This is a genomic window from Niallia sp. FSL W8-1348 (assembly GCF_038006745.1).
GTDB lineage: Bacteria > Bacillota > Bacilli > Bacillales > Cytobacillaceae > Niallia > Niallia alba.
This window is the reverse complement of record NZ_JBBOVV010000001.1, coordinates 2,954,170-2,976,760: the sequence shown is the minus strand read 5'-3', so window position 1 is coordinate 2,976,760 and position 22,591 is coordinate 2,954,170. Positions and strand designations below refer to the sequence as shown.

Below are 22,591 nucleotides of genomic sequence, written 5' to 3'. Positions count from 1 at the left end.
TTAGTACTTTGTTTAATTGTACCATTTCGAAGGTGTTTTATATTGTCTCATTAATTTAGGTTAGTCTAGAGTATTAGCTGCTTCTTGATAGTCTTTTTTGTTCCCTAAACAATCTAGCACAATTTGTATTCGTTCTTCCCAAGTCGTTTTTCTTCCCTTAGTCATAGAGCTCGTCCTTCCTTGTGACGTATCTTTTATTTCACTATGACTATTATACTTCTTAATCCACCCTCTAAGGACAGATGGATCGGATATTTCATACATTCTCGTAATTTCACGAATCGAGTAATTTCCAGAGGCATAATCTTGAATAGCGGATAACTTTAGTTCTTTAGAATACTTTTTCCAGGAAGAAGTCTCTTTTAGTCCTTCTAAACCGAATGTATCAAATTTATATTTCCATTCCAAAACGGTAGAAAAGTGCACCTTATAAATCGATGAAACTTGGAGTGACGAATTTACTTCCCCTAAAGCTTTCACTATTTGATATTTCTCTTCTACAGAATAAGATTTTCTAGACATAAAAATACTCCCCTACAAGTAACCAGATTTTTATTTTTTAATCTGTCTACCTAAAGGGGAGCATATCACCTTTCCCTCTATCTAACTCAACACTAAAATAGAAACAACAATAATTCGTCCACGATCACATCCACTTGGTTCCTAAATCCATTACTTGTCTTCCGTTCACGCTTTCCTCGCTCATATCGAAAATCTAAGAATTCATTCCACTCCATGACCTCTCCTAATGCATGCTTTAAAACAAATGCGATTGTATTCTGATCCTCTTTCATTCCATCTCTGTTTAACATGAGTAAAGGCACATCATAAATTACCGCTTCACTTACCGTTCCCCACCCGGCCTTCGTAATGACAAGGTCGCTTGCTGCAATATAATGCTGTGACTCAGTCTCATCAGCAGGAATGGAGAAAACATTATCTCCTTCCATTCTTACATTCGATGAGACAATAAATACACAATCCTTACTATCCCAGATTGGCAACGAACTTACATTAATATGATTTATCTTCATTCCTAGGCCAAAGAAAATAACAGTCTTTTTCCTAGAAGGATTTACCTTATCAAGAATCTCTTCTACCTTCTCATCTTCAATCTTTCTAGAAAAAAAGGAAAAATCCCTCTTATCCCCTAGCCAATTTCGTTCATTATTGCCTGCTAATAAGAAAAAGGAAGTCATCCTTTCATATGCTTGTTTCAATCTCTCTAACCTTTCCTTATCCAAAAGGAGTTCATAGGCACTATACCAAGTAAAATTAGAAATTCCAACAGAAGGAATCCCTGCTTTCGTAGCTGCTTCAAACGGTAATGGGGAAATATCAGAGATAACTATATCTACTTTGTTACTTATAAGAAAATCCTCTTCCTTCTCCATCTTGCTTTTCCAGTCTTTAAAAAATATATCAAAACTCTCTTTCAATTTTACCTTATCTGGCTCCAAACTTTGCTTCTTAAGAAAATAACCAATATCAGTTGATACTTCTCTAATAGAAACTTGTTTGAAAGGAAGAGAATTCTTCAAGAAAGGAATAGCAAATGAATGACAAATAATGATATACAAAGAAGGCTCTTTCTCCAAAAGTTCTCTAATAATTGCAACAGAACGCACCGCATGCCCATATCCATAGTCCGATATATAATAAGCAATGGTTTTCTTGAAATTCCTCCTATTTCTATTAACCATAGGATACCCCCACCTAAACGAATTGATAGGAACTATTTTACATTCCTTTTATCCCTGCAAGGAACTATCATTTGTCCTGTTGTAATGCCAACGATATAAGATTGGTGTGTTCTGCCAAACACAAAACAACCACTAATCAAGTAAATATAAAGATACCAGGCTGTATTTTATTTCTCTTTAGTGCAAATTGCAAATAGAATTACTTTTGTCTTCTTGAGAAAGATAATTGTCTTTTTGCGGTGCCTGACACTAATTCTTGACCCCATGTCCCTATATGTGCGGTTTTTCCTTATAAGCTTTATAATATGAGAAAGGACGGTGATAAGCATGCTAAAAGAAGAATTACAAAAGAAGTTAGTTGATAAAATCATTCTAGACACAAACCCAGCCTTCGTCATTCTATTTGGTTCATTCGCTAAAGGCACGACACATGATGAAAGTGATATCGATCTTGCTTATTTCAGTGACAAGAAGCTATCATCTTATGAACGTTTTATGCTTGCTTCTGAGCTTGCTGCAATTGCCGGTCGGGAAGTCGATTTAGTCGACATTAAACAAATCGATACAGTATTTACAATGCAGATTTTTGAGCAAGGCAATCCGATTTATATACATGACGAGAACGAATTTACATGCCAAAAAATGCGTGCTTATAGCATGTATGCTACGTTAAGTGAGCAACGTGCTACAATTATTAGTGCGATCAAAGAAAGAGGGAGTGTATTCGGCAATGAATGATGTTATTTTAAATAAAACGACGACAATTGAACGTTGTGTTAAGCGTATTTATGAAGTGTACGAAGACAATCCTGCAAACTTAACGGACTTTACAAAACAGGATAGTATCAATTCGTGGTCACAGTGACCACACCTGAGGATGAGGAGAAATTCGCACTTTCCCCTCTACCATCTAAACCTTACAAAATGTCTAAATGGAAAACAGCGAATACGGTCCGACTATCACCTCTCTGTCGATTGATATTCAGTTCCATATGAATATCAATCGACAAGTCAAAGTGAAACATCTCTGTGAAACAAGATTTTTCAGGGCGTCACTGTGCAGCGAGAATTTGGTCCTCTTTTAATTTTGTACGGAATCGACAACAAAAAAAAGCACACCATGCAGTTACATCAGCTTGCCCCCTCCAATTCCCTTCAAGCATCAAAAGGCGCATAAAAACTGCTGTATGTATTTACTAGCAAATATTGACTATTAGTTTCTTCCTCAACATGTATTTCTTAGATGGACTATTTATGATTTTTGTCTTTTTGTGGTGCTGACACTTAATATGGTGGTGGTATTCACAACGAATCTAGATTATTGAAAGATTACGCTACTACAATACTTTTCCCGTTTCTGTGTCGGTGTCCCTTCATAATAATCTAGTAAAAAATTCACATTCATAAAACAAGGTACTGTCGAATCCTTCTTATAATATTGATAGCTACTCCAAGGATAGTATTCTGCCAGCTTAACCATTCTCGCCTCAACTGGGTTAAGATGTATATAACGGCTAACTTCTAACATACCTTCTTTGTCGTCAATCCTTTTGTCATAAAATCGTTTTTCAAAGACATGGCCTGTTAAACGGTATTTGGTGTTATAGTAATTGGCATAACGTTTATTGATTAGTGCCATTAGCTTTGAGATGGGTACTTCACTAGAACGCAATTGGAAATGGAAATGATTATTCATGAGGCAATAAGAGGCGATGTATGAGTAAAATGTTTGTGGGAGAATAAATATCCTTTTTGTCTAGTTGGGGGACTCGTCCCCCAACTAGACAAAAAGGCCACCAAGCGAAAGCGCGGTAGCTGGAAAAAATTAAGTATTAAAAAAGAGAGCTTCCTTTTGTAAAGTAGAGTTTGACTAGAAAACTACGAAAAGGAGAGGCTCTCATGAATCAATGTAACATAAAAATGCCATCATTAAAAGAATTGGAAAAAACTTTATTTCGAACACTACAAATGACGTTTCAAGAAATCCTTATTCAAACGTTAGAAAATTGGGATCAAGAGATTGCCAAGCAACGAGACAAAAGAAGATTTGCTTTACGTGATAAACGAGAAATACGATTAGATACAGCGTTTGGAGCTGTGGAGCTGAAGCGTAATTATTATTTTGATCGTGTGACTAAAAAATATATTTGTCTATTAGATCACTATTTACAGTTTCAGGGGAATAAGGGATTTAGTCCGCTACTAGAAGAATGGGGGTTAGAACTAGCGACGAATGGCTCCTCCTATCGAAAGGCGGTGGAAACGTTCGAACAATTTTTAGGCTATTCGGCGATGAGCCACGAAGCATTACGGCAACATCTTCTTCAAACAAGCGTACTTCCCGCTAAGGAAAAACGCCCTTTTCAAAAGGTATTGTTTGTCGAAGTAGATGGATTATATGTGAAGAGTCAAGAAAAGAAAAAGCGTGGATGGGAGTTGAAATTCGCCGCTGTACACGAGGGATGGAAAGAAAACGGAAAGCGAATCAGGCTCCGAAATAAAAGGCATTTTCTTTATGAAGGAAAAGAACCCTTTTGGGAAGCCTTTGAAACGTTCTTACAGAATCATTATGCGTATGATCCTACCCAAACCTTGCTTATTATTAATGGTGATGGAGCAGGCTGGATAACGGCATGTCGGGAGTATTTTCGGGAACGCGCCTTTTTCACCATGGACCGTTTTCATGTCGCTCGTTCGATGAAGCAACTAATGAAGAGCCATCCTCGATACCGCTACATGAAAAGAGCGTTAAGAAACTACCAGGTAGAAACATTACTTCTAGAGTTGAATAGCGCAGTAGGAACAATGGATACACCAGAAAAAGAAGAAAAACTAGAGCATTTCCTTGCCTTTTTAACGCATCATCAGGAAACCATAAAAGATTACCGTAGTTGGTTACAGGAAAAAGGTGTGGACACGACAGCGTATCGTCCAATGGGAAGTGCAGAGGCGATGATGAATCAATTAGCCAAACGATTAAAGAATGGAAGAGCATGGAGCAAAAAAGGGGTCATGAGCATGGCGCGCTTGTGGATTGGATTGAAGGATGACCTATCCATCCAAACGATATATGGGAAATGGGAAAAAGCCACGGAAAAATCAAAGAAAGAGCATCGAGCGAAAAGAAAAATACCCACAAAATTAGTAACAGAAACCGTGCGTCAGAACATGCCATACTTAAATCAAGCGATTGGAAAACCCGTTCACTTTGCCTTACAGGGATTAAAAGGTTTTTAAAAAATGAGAGAATCAACAGTTGGAAGAACAAAACCAATTGGAAAGCGGATACAAACTTAGAGGTTTTACTTTATAAAAAAGGGAGCTAAAAAAACTCCCACAAAAACTTGACTCAATCAGAGGCGATTTCAAAGGGGTACTTTTCGTAGAGTTGTGTTAGGATATGAAGAAATGCTTGAAAATCGCTGGCATTCCGAAACAAAGGGTCACGTCGATTTCCCCTGGAAACAATATGATAAAATCGCTCTGGTAGATACACTCTTTTCTTATAGGGCATTATTTCTCCCTCGCAATCGTCATTTGCTTATTCTGTCCCCAGCGTCTTAAGGTCATCGCTTCCCAAATGGCCTGGTCAGCTATTCTTTCCTCTCCCGCTAAATCAGAAATGGTCCTTGCAAGTCTGATAATTTTAATCTGAACACGATTGCTCCAGTTTTGCTTAGAAGATATTTGGGTGAGCGTCTTTTTCTGTTCTGTTGTCAAGGCACTCGTTTCCACCAAAATTTCAAACGGAACCTTCGCATTGGATACCTCTTGTTGATACCGTTCATACTGGCGCACACGCGCTTTTTCCACTCTTTTACGAATATCGTTAGAGGATTCTTGCGTCGTGGAGGGCCGGTTAACATTTACTGACTGTAAGGATAAAAGGATGTCCATTCGGTCATAGATAGGACCTGACAACCGATTTCGGTAGGCTTGAATTTGCTTTTGGGAACAGGTGCAATAATGATGAAGAGAACCGAGGTATCCACATGGACAAGGGTTCATAGCACCTATTAGGATAAAAGAAGCTGGATACGTCACAGTAGAATGCGCTCGGCTAATGGTTACTTCACCAGTTTCAAGTGGTTGACGGAGCATATCAAGCGTTTTTTTGGAGAATTCTGCAATTTCATCGAGAAAAAGGATTCCATGGTGAGCCATCGATATTTCACCTGGTCGCGGGTTCGACCCACCACCAATAATGGCGACAGCAGAAGCAGAATGGTGTGGATGCCTGAAAGGAACAAATTGATTATGGATACGCTTTTCACGAGCAAGCTGATACAAACTCATCACTTCGAGTTGTGCTTGATTTGTTAATGAAGGTAGGATGGAGGGAAAGGATTCAGCTAACAAGCTCTTTCCACAACCAGGAGGACCATTCATTAGCAAATTATGCTCACCAGCTGCAGCAATTTCTAATGCTCTTTTTGCTTTCTCATGTCCAATCACATGACAGAAATCCTTTTGATGAGTGTCAACATCTGGAGTTAGATGATTCTCTGAAGAAAAAGAAGGTTGAGACAGCATGCTTTCTTGCCCTTCCAAATGCTGAACGACTTCCTCGATATGAGACACAACTATACATTCAATATCCTGTAGCATATGAAGTGGCAGCACCGAATCATAAGGTAAATACACTCGTTTGATCCCAAGTTGCCTTGCCGCAATAACAGCAGGTAGTATCCCTTCCCCACTCGCAACCGAACCATCAAGGGATAACGCCCCAATGAACGCCGTATCTGTGGGAATTTCACGCTTCACCTCCCCCAGTTCCTTCAAAGCAGCAATTGCGATAGCCAGATCAAATAGCGAACCATTTTTCTTTTGATCAGGCGGAGATAGATTCACAACTACCTTCTTATCCGTCACATCCAAATCAAAATGAGCAATCGACGCCAACACCCTCTCTCGAGACTCCTTAACAGAAGCATCAGGCAACCCAACAATCACCATAGACTCCGTGTCCTGCGATATCCGCACCTCCACCTGCACACGGTAGCCCTCCAAACCTTTCAAACCAATACTTGAAACTTTTGAAGTCATACAACTCCCTCCAAACTATTTATTTTTATAGTACGATGAATGAAAATTAACCGAGAAAGAAACAATTCAAGAAAGATTAAAATAGGAAGATAAATCAATCGAGGTTAAAATAGAAGGAATTCTTATTAGTACAAGAACAACTGAACAACTAACAGAGGGAAAGATATAATCTACCACTCCAATATTCTACAAAATAATCAAATTTCCTGCCAAAATGAAAATAAAAAGAAAGAAGACAACAATACATTTGCTGTACTTCTTCTTTAACAATATCTATAACCATCACAAATAAAACGTCCGTGAAGCTTTCCTGTGAAACAAGATTATTCGAGGCGTCACTGTGCACCATACATGAAGAAATTCAAGAAATGTTTCTATGATCATCTCCTCCTTTCCTAAACGGAAAAAAGCGCAACAACCAACCATCCTCACAACATTCAGTTGCTAATTCAGTTCATCACATTCACACAATCTAATTCTCTATCAATCTTCGACAAATTTTGGGGCGTCACTGTGACCATAAGTTTTGAGGTACCAGGCACCACATAGTTGAATACCCTATAAAAACATCAATAAGAAAATGCGAGCGTGGTATTGTGAAGAATCGCGTTGAAATTGCTTCTGTATGGGTGCAAGTGATCGGAACAGTCCTTGCTGCTTTAGGAAATAGTGCTTGGAAAATACTTAGTGAAGATGAAGTTAAAAACTTGGATTTAGTAGGGAATATTTTACAAGCTTTCGGAAATGCCGTCCAGGCAGATCAACAAGAAACGGTCACATTTGAAAAGATTGGCACACAAATCCAAGCAATTGGAAATACCGTTGTGGCCAGTTCGTATATTTTATTGGAGGAGGATTTAGAAAGTAAATTAATCATTAAAGGGAATTGGCTTCAGGCATTCGGCGCACTTGTCGAAGCTGTCGATGAGGTGCTGGATAACTCAGGACCGGAACAAACATTAAATATCTTAGGTAATACCACACAGGCAGTCGGTAACTCCTTCCAAGCAATCGGCGGGAAGCATATCCTCTTTAACAATAAAGATAAAGGATTATTTTTAGTAATTAGTGGAAGCTGGATACAAGCAGTAGGAACGGTATTAAATGCAATTGGCCAAACCGATGAGGAATTAGCAGAAAATAACCATGTTAACCAAAATAAGAGTGTAGAAGATGCCTCTTCCTTTTATGAGCAAGAAAATCTCAAGCATGCTTGGGAAGAAAGGAATAAATATTATTAGCGAATTTCAAAGTTCAAGGTTAATAAACAAAAAAAGGAAAAGAAATCAATTAAATGATTCAGAGTGTAGAGAAAGTATTATTTTCTCTACACTTTTTTATTTTTATAGGATTATCAAAAATGGAATGGTAGGTTCTTTTATAGAAGTTTTAAAAAAAAAGACTCTCATGCCCCTATCCCATTCTGGATAGATGCATGGCAATCTTCTTTATGTTTTGACAGGTAGCTGTCATTAATACTTGTTCGGCAGCCTTCTGTTTTCCACGTAACCGGCAGTAGCGAAGCCCATGCAGTTCTTTTGAATCTGCGAAGCTTCGCTCTACTTTTTCTTTTCTAAATTTATAAAGGGCCTTCCCTGATTTAGAAAGACGATTTAACCGAATTTTTTCCTTGTTTTCTTCCCAAACATGACGAGTAACTACTTTTGTATGATTTTTAGAACGAGTACATTGGGAAAGCAATGGGCAATCTTTACATCGTTTGGGATTTGATTTATATTCTCGATATCCTTCGCGAGTTGTTGTGCGATAAGGCAGTATTTCTCCGTTTGGACAAGTGTAACAATCGGCTTCTTTATCGTAAGTGAATTTCCATTTGGGAAAGAGTCCTTTTACTGGACTATATCTTCTATGTGCGATTACTCCAAAAATATTTCGTTCTTCTATCCCTTTACAAATAGGGTTTGTTAAATAACCAGAATCTAAAGCAACAGCTTCCACTTGAAATTGGAAACGATCGATTTGACGATCAAGTCGGTCTAAATAAGGAACAGAATCATGGACATTCCCTGGGGTAACAAAGGCATCCGTAATGATGTTAAACTTCATATCCGTCGTACGGTGATCTAAATAACAGAACATCTCTTGTTTTATTATCACGGGACATAAAGCCACAATCAGGATCCGTTGTACTGACCCGAATTTCCTTTGTTTCCTCCACTGCCTCCTTTTTCTTTAGAGGCTTTTTTCCGTGGGCAGTCCGATCCTCCTCAATCGCTTTATCTAATTCTTCCACGTATTCACGTGTTTCCACTTTCACCGTTTCTCTGGTGAATTTATGTTTATTGGCATTCGCTTTCAAATGAGTAGAATCAGTAAATAAAACTCTCCCTCCAACCATTTTATGATTCATCGCTAAAAGAACAATCTCGTCGAAAATGTCCTGAAAGACAGTGGTATCTTTAAATCGATTACACCGATTCCAACTAATCGTAGAATGATGAGGAACAGGATCGGTAATTTTTAAACCAAGGAACCAACGATAAGCGAGATTTACTTGAATTTCCCGCTCTAATTGTCTTTCGGAACGGATGCCATATAAATAACCGATAAACATCATTTTAAATAAAATCAAGGGATCTAAAGATGGACGACCATTGTCTTCGGAGTAATAAGGACGGACTTTATCGAGGATAAAAGAAAAATCAATGTGTTTATCAATTTTTCGTAAGAGATGATTAGCTGGAACAAGCTCATCTAAAAGAACAAATTCTACTTCGTTTTGAGTATGAGAACGGGTATGTAACATCGAAATCACCAACCTATATTTGATAATTATATTATATCAAATTACCGCGGTGAATAGATAAAGTAAATATAAAAAATTAAAGGCTGTCGAGACTTTCTCGACAGCCTGGATTCCTTTCCCTTTGTCCTTCTGAGAAAGACAGAATGTACAATTTGTCTTTTTATGGTGCCTGGCACCATACCTATTACCTCTACTCCTCCAAATCCAAAGAAGTATCCTTCTTAAAAACTTTCAACAAAATCAAATAAACAATCCCGATTGCCAACCAAATAAATCCTAATTTCTTAGACAATGGGTCTAGGTTAATCCATACGTAGCCAATAACGGCAAATCCGATTAGTGGTAACACGAGATGTCTAACATAATCTTTACTTTTTTGTTTTTTAATAAAGTAAATGACAACCGATGCATGTAAGAATAAGAATGCTGATAACGCGCCAAAGTTAACAACGGAAGCTAAGGAGTTAATTTTGGATGAAAAGAATGCTGTTACGATTAAAGAGATTACTGCTACTACTAATGTACTTGCATATGGTGTTTTGAATTTCGGGTGAATTTTTGATAAAAACTTTGGTAGCTTACGGTCACGAGCCATACTGTAAAGAATTCGTGAAATGGCTGCTTGTGCAACGAGTGCGTCAGCTATTCCCCAAGCTAGGGCTGTAGCTAAGATTGTTGTCCATTTCAACCAAGTACCACCAGCTATTTCCGCAATTTGATAGAAGGCAACATCTGCATTTTCAAATGTCGTATAATCTGGCCAGATTAGTGCTGCTACCCATGTTTGAATAATAAATAATAAGCCAACTACAAGTAAGGAGAAGATAATTGCTCGACCAACTGCTTTGCTACCACCTTTGGACTCCTCCGCTAATGTTGAAATCGCGTCAAAGCCTAAGAAGCTTAATACCGCAATCGACACAGCTCCCATGACCACGCTCATGCTGAAGTTATCCGCATCATACAATGGTTTAAATGTGAATTCAGCTCCATTCACCCCTTGTACAATGGCAACAATACCTGTTACCACAAATACAGCTAAAACAATAAGCTCCAATACAACAATAATTTTGTTCGCTTTTGCTGTAAATTCAATACCTACTACGTTAACTACCGTGTTAATTCCGATGAAAATAACAAGCCATACTAAAAGCGGAATTTCTGGAACTATATCATGTAATGCCGCTGCACTAACTAAATATAAAAGCGCTGGTACAAAAATATAATCGAGTAAGATTAACCAGCCTGCAATAAAACCAACAGACTCATTGATCCCACGTTGTGCATAAGAATAAACAGAGCCTGCGATTGGAAATGCCTCAGACATTCTTGCATAGCTTAATGCTGTGAAAATCATCCCAACCATCCCTATTAAGTACGCTAAGGCAACCATCCCATTGGATCCTTGAGCAACCGATCCATAAATACCAAATGGTGCGATTGGTACCATGAAAACTAAACCATATATCAGTAAATCCCAAAACGTTAAAGAGCGTTTAAGCTCTTGCTTATAGCCAGTGGAAGACACTTGGGCATTGTTTGAAGTTGATTTCTCTGGAACTGCCATCGTTTAATTCGCTCCTTCTTGGAAAAGTTCGATGTTGTATGCTTCCAAAATAGCTCTTGGAACGAAGAAGCGTGCTGTTTTCAATGGATCGACAATCTGACTAATTTGCGAATCTCCAGCTGCACTCATTAACATAGTGAATTCTTCGAGCGATAGGTCAGTATGTGGTCTTAATAGATGAATCATTTCTTTTACAGCCTGATTTGCGGCGTCATCCAATGATTTCATGGAAACTAAAGAAGCTACGCCCTCTTCATTTTCAAGAACAGGGAAGTTCAAGCTATGCCCTATAATCACCTCAAGCGTTACCGTCACCTTTGCAGGAATTTCAATACCAGATACACCAATTTCCCCGTCTCCCATTGCAGCGTGTAAATCGCCTAATGCAAATAAGGCTCCCTCTTGAAAAACTGGAAAGTAAAGTGTCGCGCCAGTTGTGATTAGTTTTGTGTCCATGTTTCCACCGTGCGCTCCTGGTGTTCCGTTATTGACTGCTTCCTTTTCCGGAGCAACACCAATTACACCAATCATTGGATTTAATGGCAATGCTAGTTTGTCATTAAAAATCGCCTTGTTATCTTGAATTGGAATGATCTTCGCCGTGAAGTTTTTGATTTCATCCCCCATCACGCCAAGGCCAGGACCAACTACCATAACCCCTCTTTCTCCAAGCTCAATGTTATCAATCTTCACTTTCAGAATATCTCCTGGCTGCGCTCCTTCCACGAAGATTGGTCCAGTTGCCGGATTAATTTGATCCCAGTCAATTGCCTGAAATGTTGTGTCATTGGAAGTAATCTGATCTTGGAAACAATCATATGTATCAATGACCACTTGTGATCCTGACTGCAGTGTCATTGCCGGCTTGTTTGCTTTATCCATTGCATAAATATACGATTCCTTTGATAAATGGTTCGCCATGCTTATCCCCTCCTAGAAATGTTACTACCTATTCTAGCTTGTTTACCCGGAGAATGTTTGCAAAATTTTGAAGTCTTTTTGCACAAAACTGGCTTATTTTCAGATTATTTATATTTTTCCAAAATAAATAATACAAAACAGCAAATCAATGCTGCGATTGGAGCGACTAACCAAATCTCTTCCATCCATATAGTCAATCCAATGCTCACTAATGTCATAACTACCATAATCAGGGTAACATTCTTTGCCCGAAATGTTCGTCCGATTATAAAAGGACAACCTGCCGCTCCAAAAAAACCTAGGAAAAACGGAAGCCATGCAGACATACTCTCCGACAAGAAGATCGCTAATAGACCTAACACACTACAAGCAATAACCCCTATTAAGTATCCATGCCTTAGTAATCTGTACGCATAATGATTAGTTCTGTCCCTACTCTTTATCTTTAAAAAGACACTAATTAGTGAAAATAGGGATGTCCCGATTCCAATTGCTAATGCTCCTAGTACGATAAAAATGATGATATGAATGATCACTTGATTCATTTGCTCCACTGCTTGATTTTGGACAAACAGAAAGAAGCTAAAGGAAAAAATCGAAAGCATAAATGCGAACCAAATAAAAGTAGAAAGACGTAATACGGTGACTCGGTGATTGGACTTCACAGCACTTGCTGTTTGCCAAAAAGTTAGGTTTGTGCAAGCTTGTCCAAATACAACCAAAACAAACGTCATACTGGCAAAAATCACATCAGCAATGTTGCCACTAAACATCTCTCCCTGATATTTAGTGTATATAGTCTGAACCCCTTCCCCTAAATATAAAAATAATGTAACAATAACTCCGACAAGGAAGATTGCATAAAAGATGGTTGAGCCTATCTTCCTAACACCATAGCTTCCACCTAAGCCAAAAAATACGAAGCAAAAGCTGATAAAAATGGCAATTCCTCCAACGGATAATACATCCAATAAAAAATAAGCAAGAATCGTAAATTGCACAAATAGACTTGCCATGCTGGAAAAAGCAAAGAACCACAGATGGGAATTACCTTTCGCGTCTGTAACCTGCTTCACTTTTTCTTTGGTCATGATGTTGTTCAATAATAGGTACAAACCATATGTACAGATGATCAGGATGGGAAATGTCGTTAACTGAAAAGCTTGCATGGACAATATAGGGACAGCAACGGTCACGCCTGAGATAAATTGTAGCGAGATTCCATACGTCCCTGCACTTAACCCAAGTTCACGACTTGTTACCATGTATTCATGGATACTGCGATGTGCACCAATTTTTTCAATAAAAAGGATAAGGACAAAAAAACCGATAAATAAGAGAATATACCAATCAATCATGGAGCTTCTCCTTTAATTGACTAGGGGTGATTCCTTCCACTTTCTTAAAGGAATTACTAAAGTGATGCTGGCTGGAAAATCCAACTCTTTGGGCTACTTCAAATAAGGACCAATGTAGGTTTTCCTGCATCAATTGTTTTGCTTTTTTTATGCGAAATCTTGTTATATACCCTGTAAACTTTTCCCCCGTTTCTTCCGCGAATTTTTTACTAAGGTATGTTGGAGAAACATATACTTGACTCGCTACATCTGCAAGCTGTAGTTTTTCTTGATAATGTTCGCGAATAATCTGAAGCACGCTATTAACGAGCGTCGACTTGGTATCAATCCATGCGTGTTTATCCATAAAGTCAGCAAGCATATCGTAGAATTCTTTCTCAATAACTGGTTTCACTAAGTAATCCATCACATGTAGCTTAATTGCTTGTTTAGCATATTGAAAGTCCTGATGTGCGGTAATAAGGACCACTTCTATTTGATTATTATTAGATTGCAAAAATTCACAAAACTTCAAACCTGATTCACCTGGTAATTGAATATCCACTAATGCAAGGGAGAAGTTTGTCTCTCTTAGCAGGAGCTTTGCTTCACTCGCATCTTCTGACGTATAGATATTCCAATCTGGAAATTTCTTTGCTACTAGAAAGGAGAGTTGTTCCAGTTCCAATGGTTCATCATCTACTATTAATATATTCATCTTTCACCCTCCGGCGTATATGGCCAAATGACTGTTGCCTCTGTTGCGTTATCTTTACGTTTTAATGAAACATCTGTGTACATTTCAAATAATAATTCCAACCGTTTTTTAATATTTTCCAACCCTGTTCCATGCCCACTTTTTTGCTCAATCGCTCTATCCCCATTATCAGAAACTGTTAATCTCACCCAATCACCATGTCGCTTTAAGGCAATCATCAAATGCTTTTCGCCACGTTTTTTCTCCAAGCCATGCTTAAAGGCATTCTCAACAAGCGTTTGTAACGTATAAGACGGCAGCTGGGTTTGATAGGCTCGTTCATCTAGCTCATACGTGATCGTAAGCTTTTTTCCAAAACGAAGCTGCTGAATCGATAAGTAATTGTTTGTATGGAATAATTCCCTTTCAAATAAGACAAGCGCTGTCTGATTTGCATGCTGATACTTTAGAAATAAAGAAAATTGCTCCATAGCTGTTATGAGATCATCATTTCGCTTCAAACGAGCAAGGGACATCATCGCATTTAAACTATTAAACAAAAAATGCGGACGAATCTTTTGACTGAGCTGTTCATACTCCATTTGCTGCAGCTGCTTTTCTAATTGAATTTGTTTATTCTCCATATGTAAATAATCAAACTCCTGATTAAGTAGTTTCATAATACTCAGCAAGACCAAAGCAATAATCGGAATTAATAGACTTACTATCAAAATACCAAAAAAAATAACCATAGCAAACAATCCTTTTTCCGTTAAGCATAACTTTTTTTGTCAAAATGAGCAACGGAATCAGGTTGGCCGTTCAATGGAACGGAAGCAGAGGGACGGTCCGAGACCACTGAAAAAGTCCATTTTTTTAGAAACTAGATTTGAATAAAAGGGCTGAAATATCTAGATATGCCAATAAATTGGGAAAAACATAGTGTTTTTCAGTTCTTTTAGAAATTGAACCAGCCTTTTGAGAGGATAGGATAGCTGCTATCCTCTTTAGATTTACTGCTAAGGCAGTAAGTTTTGCCTGTATGGACATGCTTTTTAGACCGTACCCCCTGGCACGATCTAGCCCGTGAAAATTTTTCATCTCACCGTTCTTCCACTCCTGACAAGCTCTTTTTTTATATTTCTCTCTGAACTCCTCTGTCTTTTGTTGTTGACTATATTCGTAGAATTCAAGGAAGTAGTTGGTCAACGACACTACCAGTGTCTTGTATTTCATTTAAAAAACTTAACTAAATAATAACCCAGGCCCCATCTAAAACATAGGTGGGGTCTATTTGACGCTTACGAGAAAAGTAAAAGAATTAGACCCGAAGGAACGTTTTGAACAACGTCTTAAACAAAGCAAACCAGTACTAGACGCTTTTTTGTCATGGCTAAAAATACAAGAACAAAAAGTACTCCCTAAAAGTGGAATGGGCAAGGCGGTGACATACTGCCTCAATCAATGGGATAAACTAATAGCCTTTTTGGAGGATGGTCGATTAGAAATCGATAATAATCGAAGTGAACGGTCGATCAAGTCAGTAGTGATCGGAAGAAAGGCATGGCTGTTCAGTAATACACCGCAAGGTGCTAGAGCCAGTGCCATCATATACAGTATGGTGGAGACAGCAATCGCAAATGGATTAAATCCATATTACTATCTTCGCTATCTATTTGAGCAGCTTCCCAATATGAATTTGACAGATATGAATGCCTTAGACCGAATGCTTCCTTGGTCAACAACTTTACCAGTTTCTTGTATCTTTTAAAAAGTTATCTAAATAATAACTTAGGTCCCATCTAATTAATAGGTGGGGCCTATTTGACGCTTACAATCTAACTCTCTATCAATCTTCGACAAATTTCGGGGAGTCACTGTGACCATGAGTTAATAGAAAAAGGGATAGGTACATTTCTTACTTAGTGAATGTGTATCTATCCCTTTTTAGCTTTATTGAAAGGTTGATGTGTTAAATTCTAGGTCACAGTGCAGCGAGCCCCTATTAGTAGACATGAAAAAGTGACCAAAAAAGTGGCTTTTTCCCCGCACTTACTGGCTCAGATGTCCGCAAATAGTGGCTCAAAACTCCGCACTGCCGGCTCAGTCTATTCGCAATACTCAACTATTTCAGTTTATCATTCACTCAGTCTAATTCTCTATCAATCTTCGACATATTTCGGGGCGTCACTGTGACCATGAGTTTCAATCTTCAACAAATTCCGAGGCGGTACTGTGCAGCGAATTGATTATTATATTGACAAGTAAGCGTTTTATGTTTAGAATTCAAATTAGTAATTAAATAATTCTAATTAATCTTTGAATTGTAACTGTATCTCACAGGCAAGATCAAGTTAATGTGGTCACATTGTTGTATTAAATGTGTCTGTATTATTTGGTCTTGTTTTTTTTCTGTAGTTTAATGAAAGGAAGTGAATTCATTTTGAAACTTAAGAAGGTTTATAATAATAATGTTGTGCTTGCTGAGAACTCTCGAAGCTTGGAACATATTATTATTGGTAGAGGAGTTGCTTTTAATAAAAAGATTGGTGATCAAATAGAAGAATCTATGATTGAGAAATTATTCGTCCTGCAGTCTGCACAAACAATGAATAGTTTTTTGAAATTATTGGATGAAATCCCTATTAATCATTTAGAGCTGACAAATAGAATCATAGAAGCTGCCGAGAAAAAATTGAATGTGAAATTTGATGACAGTGTCTATATAGGCTTAGCAGATCATATTACTTATGCATTGGAAAGAAACAAAAATGATATAGCTGTTAAGAATGCTTTATTATGGGAAATTAAACAGTTTTACAAAAAAGAATATGAAGCCGCTTTCGAATCACTAAAAATTATCCATTACTATGAAAATGTGATGCTATCTGAGGATGAAGCAGCTTTTATTACACTTCATTTCGTTAACGCCCAACAAAATGGAATAGGGATGAAGCAGACAATTTTAAGTACAGAAATTATTCACGAAATTATAACTATAATTCGCTATCAATTTAAAGTGGTGCTTAATGAAGATTCTCTAAATTATGCTCGTTTTGTATCTCATCTTAAATTTTTCTTGCGAAGGGTTTTTGCAAATGAACATAATACTTCAAACAATCTTAACCTATTTGAAGAAGTTGTGCGAAAGTTCCCAGAAATATATGCTTGTGTTGATAAAATCGTTATTTATTTAGAGCAGCGATTAAAGATTAAAGTCCATGAAGAAGAAAAATTTTATTTAATTCTTCATATCAATAGAATACTAAATTAAGATTGTAACTGTTAAATCAGGCAATACTTAATAAGTGATTTTTTAAGCTTATTAAGTATTGCCTTTTTATTATATAAAAAATAAAGTTTAGGAGGTCTTTAGATGGGGAAATATGATGAACTTTCACATTTTATCATCGGAAATGTTGGCGGGAAGGATAATATCGGATTAACCCCCGAATTTTGGACAATAACTCTCTTATTCTTTCATTTCCTCAGTTTTTTATTTTATAGATTTCTTTCATTATTCTTCAAAAAGGCCATGTTGCTTGACATGGAGCCTCTGCGGGCATGATTCTCCTGCCAAGAAGCCAGCTGTTTTACAACATTGGCATCGCCGAACGAGGCTATCATGCCCGCCACTCCAAATCAAGCTGATGCTTTGAATGAATACATCCATTACACCCGAACCTCCTTGATCACCAATGAATCTTGTTTTTGATAGAATTCCTTTGGTGACAAATCTAGTATACTAGAATGCATACGTCTCTCGTTGTAGAACTCCATAAAATTCATGACTTCTTGATATGCTTCTGTGTAGGTTTCAAACTGCCATCTGGATAGGCAATCGTCCTCAAAAATGCGATGGAAAGACTCAATATGAGCATTCATATTTGGTGTTCTTGGTGGAATTCTTTCGTGCTCAATTTTGGAATCTTCACAAAACTTTTCAAAAGTATGGGAAATAAACTGCGGTCCATTGTCTGTTCGGATTACAGGTTTTTCCAATTCATCATATTGTTGGCGTTTTAATAATGCCCTTTTCAGTGTCTGTTTGACATCATCTCCAGTGCAGCTTAATCCCATATGATAGGTAATGATGCCCCTGTCATAAACATCGATGATGGACATGACAAAGAAAAAGCGATCCTCACCTTCGATAAAGCCATATTTAATGTCAGCTTCCCATAGCTGATTAGATCTTGTAATAATGCGATTTCTTGCTAGTTTCCTAGGGTATGAGACTTTCTTTTGGCGCTGTGGGCGTAAGATGCCCAATTCTTTACAAATCCGGTATACTTTTTTCTTGTTAATTTTAAGTTTGTATTTTCGCCTTAAGACCTTAGTGAGTTTGCGATAACCATAGTTATAGCAATCACCGGCAATCTCTTCTAGTAGAAATTCTTTAATCTGTTCGTCTGATATCTTTTGACCGTCCTCTTGGATCGAATAACCTGGTGCTGGACGTCCCTCACTTACTTTTTTCTCCTCAACACGATAATTCTTTTGATAATAGTATGTGGATCGAGGAATACCTATGATTTTAAGCACCTTTGAAATCGAGTAGCCTTTTTGAATCCATTTGTTAGCTACTTCATGCTTTTCAGCAAGTGAGGGTTTTTCTTTTTTATAAGATCCCTCAGGATCGCTATTTCAAGGTCTTTTTCACCTAATAACATTTTAAGTTTTTCATTTTCTTTGGATAATTCTTTGGAGTCTATATCTGGCAGCACAGCCACATCTACTTCACCAAATTTACCATCTTTGTATTCACGAACCCAGCGACTAACCATATTGGGATTCAGATCATACCGGCGAGCTACAAGGGTATTCTTCCCTGTGTCTTGGGCTTCCTTGATGACTTGTAATTTAAATTCTTTAGAATGTTTTATTCGTTTCATGATGTCAGCCTCCTTGGTACATTAAGCAGTATAATAAATATTACTCTTATTGTCCAAGTTCATTTTGGGGCTTATGAGATATTATTGGCTTAACACATTGTATGACAAGATTGCGTTTTACTTTAAATGATTACAGTCTCGTAAACGAAGCGAATTTAAAAGGAAACAAAGAGATTGCAACAGCTCAGAAAGCTGGTGGGCAGTATCAAGTTGTAATCGGCACCCATGTTGGTGATGTTTATAGTGTCATTTTGGATAAAATCGGAACTAGAAAAACAATGGAAAGTGAAAAAAAAGGTGCACTGAATTCCATCATTGAAATTATCACAAAAGTTATCACACCGATTTTAGGTGTATTACTCGCTAGCGGATTAATTCAAGGCGTGCTTATGATCTTAACATTTGCAGGACTCATACAGGAAACAGATGGTGCTTATATTATTCTTAATGCAATGGGTCAGGCTATCTTTAACTTCTTCCCTGTAATTCTTGGATACACAAGTGCAAGGGCATTTAAACTCGATCCAGCTATTGGAATTATTATTGGTGCCACTATTATTTTCCCTGGCATGGTAGAAAATCTGGCAAGCGGCGATGCGGTTATGACATTATTTGAAGGAACAATTGCTGCTACGCCTGTTTTCCAAACGTTTTTTGGCATTCCCATCCTGTTCCCAGTGATGGGATATGGCTCAACCGTTATTCCAATCATTTTTATCGTGTATTTTGCTTCTAAAATTAATCAATATTTGAAGAAGAAAATTCCAGCAGTCATGGCTTTTACGCTTGTACCTTTTTTAACCATATTAATTACGATTCCAATTTCACTCTTAGTTATTGGTCCAATTACAAATATGTTAAGTGAACTGATTTCAAATAGCGTTTCCTCCCTTTACGGAGTTTCCACTATTTTTACATCTTTTATTGTGGCACTTATTTATCAGCCATTAGTTATATTAGGCCTGCATTGGCCGTTAATTACTTTAGGATTGCAGAATTTAGGCAGTCATGGTTCAGACTACATTTTGCCTACACTGTTTACTGCATCCTTTGCGCAAGCAGCAGTTGTAGCAGCTGTCTATTTAAAATCAAAATCAAAAGTCCAAAAAGAAATTGCTGTTCCAGCGTTTATCTCAGCTCTCTTTTGTATTATTGAACCAGCAATTTATGGTGTAACGCTTCCCATAAAAAAACGTTTTGTATTTTCCATGCTCGGTGGTGCCATTGGTGGGACTTTTATCTCCGTATTTGGCGCAGATATGTATGGAGGAGTTGTTGGCATATTTGGCTTTGTTTCCTTCTTAAACCCTAATGGGGAATATACAGGCCTAATCATTTCCATAATTGGTGTACTTATTTCCATTGTTGTTTCCTTTTTATTGACTTACTTTATCTTTGATGAAGCTGTTGAAAACGAAGATTGTTCACCCCAACAGAAAAGCCCTGACTCAAAAGCAAAGGTCATCTATTCTCCGTTGCGTGGGAATGTTACGGAATTAAAAAATGCGACAGATTCAGCTTTTGCAAATGAATTATTAGGAAAAGGTATCTTGTTTTACCCAGAAGGCAACCAAATTATTGCACCTTTTGATGGAATGATTACAACACTTTTCCCAACTGGCCATGCTGTAGGGATCACAAGTACGGATGGAGTAGAAATGCTTATACACGTAGGAAAGGATACGGTAAGACTAGATGGAAAGCATTTCAAAAAAATAAAAAAACAGGGAGAATTAGTAAAGCAAGGCGAGGTGATTGTGGAATTTGATTTAGAAGCAATTAAAAACGAAAACTTTAGCACAGAGACACCAGTAGTCATTACAAATTTAGATAATAACAAAAATATTTTAGTAACGAAAAATGGTTTGATAAATTATCAAGACGAATTAATGTCAATCCAATTAATACAGGAAAATGAAACGGAAGGTATCAGCGGAGACAGTTCGACGAAGGATGGGGGTAGTTTTGCATGACAGCAAATAATGAATTGTTGAAAAGAATAAAAGGAATATTGATAGGTGGAGCGATTGGCGATGCATATGGAATGCCAACAGAATTTTGGACATATAGCCAAATAAAAAGAAACTTTCCAAATGGCATTCAAACATTGCTTCCTTCTTTGGAAAATCAATTAATTCCAAGAACTTTGCCTGCCGGCTCTATTACGGATGATACAATCAATACAATTATGATTTTAGAGTCGATTGTAAAAAACCAAGGGAAATTAAATGCGATGGATTATATTAAGCATTTGACAGAGTGGATTTCTAATGCAAAAGATTCTAAATTAGTTTCCGGCCCATCAACACTTAGAGCTATCCAAGCAATTAATAATGGCGTTCCTATTAACAAAACTGGATATGGCAATACAACCAATGGCGCCGCAATGAAGATTTCACCAATCGGACTTATATCCGAATACAACCAATTAGATGAGTTAATGAAAAATGTGTATGACATTTGTTTACCAACACATAACTCGAGCATAGCTGTATCTGGCGCTTGTGTAGTAGCAGCCTGCATTAGTTATGTTGCTGCTGGAGGGAAGGATCTAAACGAAATGTGGGAACTTGCTATAAAAGTTGCCGAAGACTCAAAAGGGATTGGGGCTGAGTTTCCGAGTCCATCCTTATCTTTCCGCATTCAATATGTCCGTGATATTGTTGATAACTGTCATGAAGAAGAAGCTGTCATACGAATTGTCAACGAATTAGGAACTGGTGTAGAAACGATTGAAACCATTCCTGCTGTCTTGGCTGTTGTACAGCTTGCTAATGGAGACCCGATGAAAGCCGCAAAAATAAGTGCAAGTTTAGGAGCGGACACAGATACAATCGGTGCGATTTCAGCAAGCATTTGTGGAGGGATGACTCCAATTTTTGATGAAAGTGATGTATCACTAATTGAAGAAATCAATTCCTTAGATTTTGATAAACTCGCTGAGAAAGCACTTCCGTTCTCTCCATATTACATTTAAGAAAGGCTCTTAGGTTTTCGGCGGATTACTAAAATTATCCTACACGAACAGTTGGCAAGTGGTAAAGATTTTTGCTTGCCAACTAAACTAGGCTCCATCTAAATTAATAGGTGGAGCCTAGTTGATTGACGCTTACCTTGTAAAAAGAATGGGCAAGAGTGGTAAAATTACGCGGCTGTAATCATCTTCTAAACTTCACGAAGGAATTCAAGAAATGTTCTATGATTACCAGCTCCTTTCCTTAACGGAAAAAAGCGCAACAACCAACCACCAATATCCAGTTGCTATTTAAGTTTATCATTCACACAATCTAATTCTCTATCAATCTTCGACATATTTCGGGGCGTCCCTGTGACCTCGAATTCATATTGGTGATCCCACTGCTAATTATCGTAATTTTAACTTTTACATCAAACACTGTAAATTTGTTCTATACAGCCGTTATACAAATTCTGCTTGCACTATCGATGTTTTTAACGGGGATTGAGCAATATATGCTTAAAAACAAATGGCAAGCAATTACTTTTTTTGCCTTAACATTATTTATCATTTTTGTTGTTATCCAAACCTTTTATGTTGTAAGTAAATCGACTTAAAGAAAAACGCAAGGTTATATATACTACCCTTGCGTTTTTGTGAGCGAATATAATGTTAAAACAATGCGATTGCCTTTGTTAT

Annotated in this window: 19 protein-coding genes and 3 pseudogenes; 8 read left to right on the top strand and 14 right to left on the bottom strand. The window is 37.5% G+C overall.

The genetic code is table 11. The features are described from left to right. Positions 1-60: 60 nt before the first annotated feature. Together NST60_RS14205 and NST60_RS14200 are read right to left on the bottom strand one after the other, a co-directional pair. Positions 61-522 carry a helix-turn-helix domain-containing protein gene (locus tag NST60_RS14205; protein ID WP_016205455.1) on the bottom strand — a complete coding sequence of 154 codons (462 nt, stop codon included), beginning with the start codon at positions 520-522 and terminating at the stop codon, positions 61-63. 92 nt (positions 523-614) lie between these two features. Further along, positions 615-1,703: a glycosyltransferase gene (locus tag NST60_RS14200; RefSeq protein WP_341099087.1), complete on the bottom strand. Its 1,089-nt coding sequence runs from the start codon at positions 1,701-1,703 to the stop codon at positions 615-617. A gap of 327 nt (positions 1,704-2,030) precedes the next feature. On the opposite strand from NST60_RS14200, the gene mntA reads away from it, so the two are divergent. Further along, positions 2,031-2,441: a type VII toxin-antitoxin system MntA family adenylyltransferase antitoxin gene (gene mntA / locus NST60_RS14195; protein WP_016205397.1), complete on the top strand. Its 411-nt coding sequence runs from the start codon at positions 2,031-2,033 to the stop codon at positions 2,439-2,441. 580 nt (positions 2,442-3,021) lie between these two features. On the opposite strand, the gene NST60_RS14190 is transcribed toward mntA, so the two are convergent. Continuing rightward, positions 3,022-3,450: a transposase gene (locus NST60_RS14190; RefSeq protein WP_445304410.1), complete on the bottom strand. Its 429-nt coding sequence runs from the start codon at positions 3,448-3,450 to the stop codon at positions 3,022-3,024. 152 nt (positions 3,451-3,602) lie between these two features. Between NST60_RS14190 and NST60_RS14185 the strand changes: the two genes are divergently transcribed. Beyond that, positions 3,603-4,940, top strand: coding sequence for an ISLre2 family transposase (locus NST60_RS14185; protein ID WP_169188335.1), 1,338 nt, complete (start codon positions 3,603-3,605; stop codon positions 4,938-4,940). A gap of 118 nt (positions 4,941-5,058) precedes the next feature. Here the strand turns inward: NST60_RS14185 and NST60_RS14180 are convergent. Both NST60_RS14180 and NST60_RS14175 read right to left on the bottom strand, forming a co-directional pair. Further along, positions 5,059-5,217: pseudogene (locus tag NST60_RS14180) on the bottom strand (transposase); the annotation flags it as partial. Next, positions 5,217-6,752 (bottom strand): YifB family Mg chelatase-like AAA ATPase, encoded by a 1,536-nt coding sequence (locus tag NST60_RS14175; protein WP_341099084.1) that lies wholly within the window; start codon positions 6,750-6,752, stop codon positions 5,217-5,219. The pseudogene NST60_RS14180 and the gene NST60_RS14175, both read right to left, overlap by 1 nt. A 596-nt stretch (positions 6,753-7,348) precedes the next feature. Here NST60_RS14175 and NST60_RS14170 point away from each other — a divergent pair. Next, on the top strand, positions 7,349-7,993 hold the full coding sequence (locus NST60_RS14170; protein WP_169189312.1) for a DUF6944 family repetitive protein: 645 nt from the start codon (positions 7,349-7,351) through the stop codon (positions 7,991-7,993). 172 nt (positions 7,994-8,165) lie between these two features. Here the strand turns inward: NST60_RS14170 and NST60_RS14165 are convergent. The 7 genes and pseudogenes from NST60_RS14165 to NST60_RS14135 form a co-directional block, all read right to left on the bottom strand. After that, positions 8,166-9,519 (bottom strand): IS1182 family transposase gene (locus NST60_RS14165; protein WP_212118362.1). Its coding sequence is split into 2 segments (ribosomal slippage): positions 8,166-8,861 and positions 8,863-9,519, totalling 1,353 coding nucleotides; the frame shifts between segments, so codons are not numbered across the junction. 190 nt (positions 9,520-9,709) lie between these two features. After that, positions 9,710-11,086 carry an APC family permease gene (locus NST60_RS14160; protein WP_169189314.1) on the bottom strand — a complete coding sequence of 459 codons (1,377 nt, stop codon included), beginning with the start codon at positions 11,084-11,086 and terminating at the stop codon, positions 9,710-9,712. A gap of 3 nt (positions 11,087-11,089) precedes the next feature. Further along, positions 11,090-12,007, bottom strand: coding sequence for an acetamidase/formamidase family protein (locus tag NST60_RS14155; RefSeq protein WP_341099082.1), 918 nt, complete (start codon positions 12,005-12,007; stop codon positions 11,090-11,092). A gap of 104 nt (positions 12,008-12,111) precedes the next feature. Continuing rightward, positions 12,112-13,365, bottom strand: coding sequence for a hypothetical protein (locus NST60_RS14150; protein ID WP_169189316.1), 1,254 nt, complete (start codon positions 13,363-13,365; stop codon positions 12,112-12,114). Beyond that, a complete protein-coding gene (locus tag NST60_RS14145; RefSeq protein WP_341099081.1) occupies positions 13,358-14,062 on the bottom strand; it encodes a response regulator transcription factor in 705 nt (234 codons plus the stop codon). The genes NST60_RS14150 and NST60_RS14145 overlap by 8 nt, the downstream gene beginning before the upstream one ends. Next, positions 14,059-14,793, bottom strand: coding sequence for a sensor histidine kinase (locus NST60_RS14140; RefSeq protein ID WP_169189318.1), 735 nt, complete (start codon positions 14,791-14,793; stop codon positions 14,059-14,061). The genes NST60_RS14145 and NST60_RS14140 overlap by 4 nt, the downstream gene beginning before the upstream one ends. 225 nt (positions 14,794-15,018) lie before the next feature. Beyond that, positions 15,019-15,232, bottom strand: a pseudogene (locus NST60_RS14135) (transposase); the annotation flags it as partial. A 133-nt stretch (positions 15,233-15,365) separates the two neighbouring features. Between NST60_RS14135 and NST60_RS14130 the strand changes: the two are divergent. From NST60_RS14130 to NST60_RS14120, 3 genes and pseudogenes are all read left to right on the top strand, one after another. Continuing rightward, positions 15,366-15,812 (top strand): annotated as a pseudogene (locus NST60_RS14130) (IS66 family transposase); the annotation flags it as partial. A gap of 672 nt (positions 15,813-16,484) precedes the next feature. Beyond that, on the top strand, positions 16,485-17,315 hold the full coding sequence (gene licT / locus NST60_RS14125; RefSeq protein WP_328021094.1) for a BglG family transcription antiterminator LicT: 831 nt from the start codon (positions 16,485-16,487) through the stop codon (positions 17,313-17,315). 102 nt (positions 17,316-17,417) lie between these two features. After that, entirely contained in the window at positions 17,418-17,609 is a 192-nt protein-coding gene (locus tag NST60_RS14120; RefSeq protein WP_341099080.1) for a hypothetical protein, read from the top strand. A 104-nt stretch (positions 17,610-17,713) separates the two neighbouring features. Here NST60_RS14120 and NST60_RS14115 read toward each other — a convergent pair whose 3' ends face one another. Then, positions 17,714-18,613: an IS3 family transposase gene (locus NST60_RS14115; RefSeq protein WP_040344397.1), complete on the bottom strand. Its 900-nt coding sequence runs from the start codon at positions 18,611-18,613 to the stop codon at positions 17,714-17,716. 11 nt (positions 18,614-18,624) lie between these two features. Further along, complete coding sequence (locus NST60_RS26810; RefSeq protein WP_016205489.1) at positions 18,625-18,936, bottom strand: transposase; 312 nt, start codon at positions 18,934-18,936, stop codon at positions 18,625-18,627. An 80-nt stretch (positions 18,937-19,016) separates the two neighbouring features. On the opposite strand from NST60_RS26810, the gene NST60_RS14110 reads away from it, so the two are divergent. Continuing rightward, positions 19,017-20,909, top strand: a complete 1,893-nt coding sequence (locus NST60_RS14110; RefSeq protein ID WP_341099862.1) for a beta-glucoside-specific PTS transporter subunit IIABC — start codon at positions 19,017-19,019, stop codon at positions 20,907-20,909. After that, a complete protein-coding gene (locus NST60_RS14105; protein ID WP_341099078.1) occupies positions 20,906-21,913 on the top strand; it encodes an ADP-ribosylglycohydrolase family protein in 1,008 nt (335 codons plus the stop codon). Before NST60_RS14110 ends, NST60_RS14105 begins: the two co-directional genes overlap by 4 nt. Positions 21,914-22,591 lie beyond the last annotated feature (678 nt).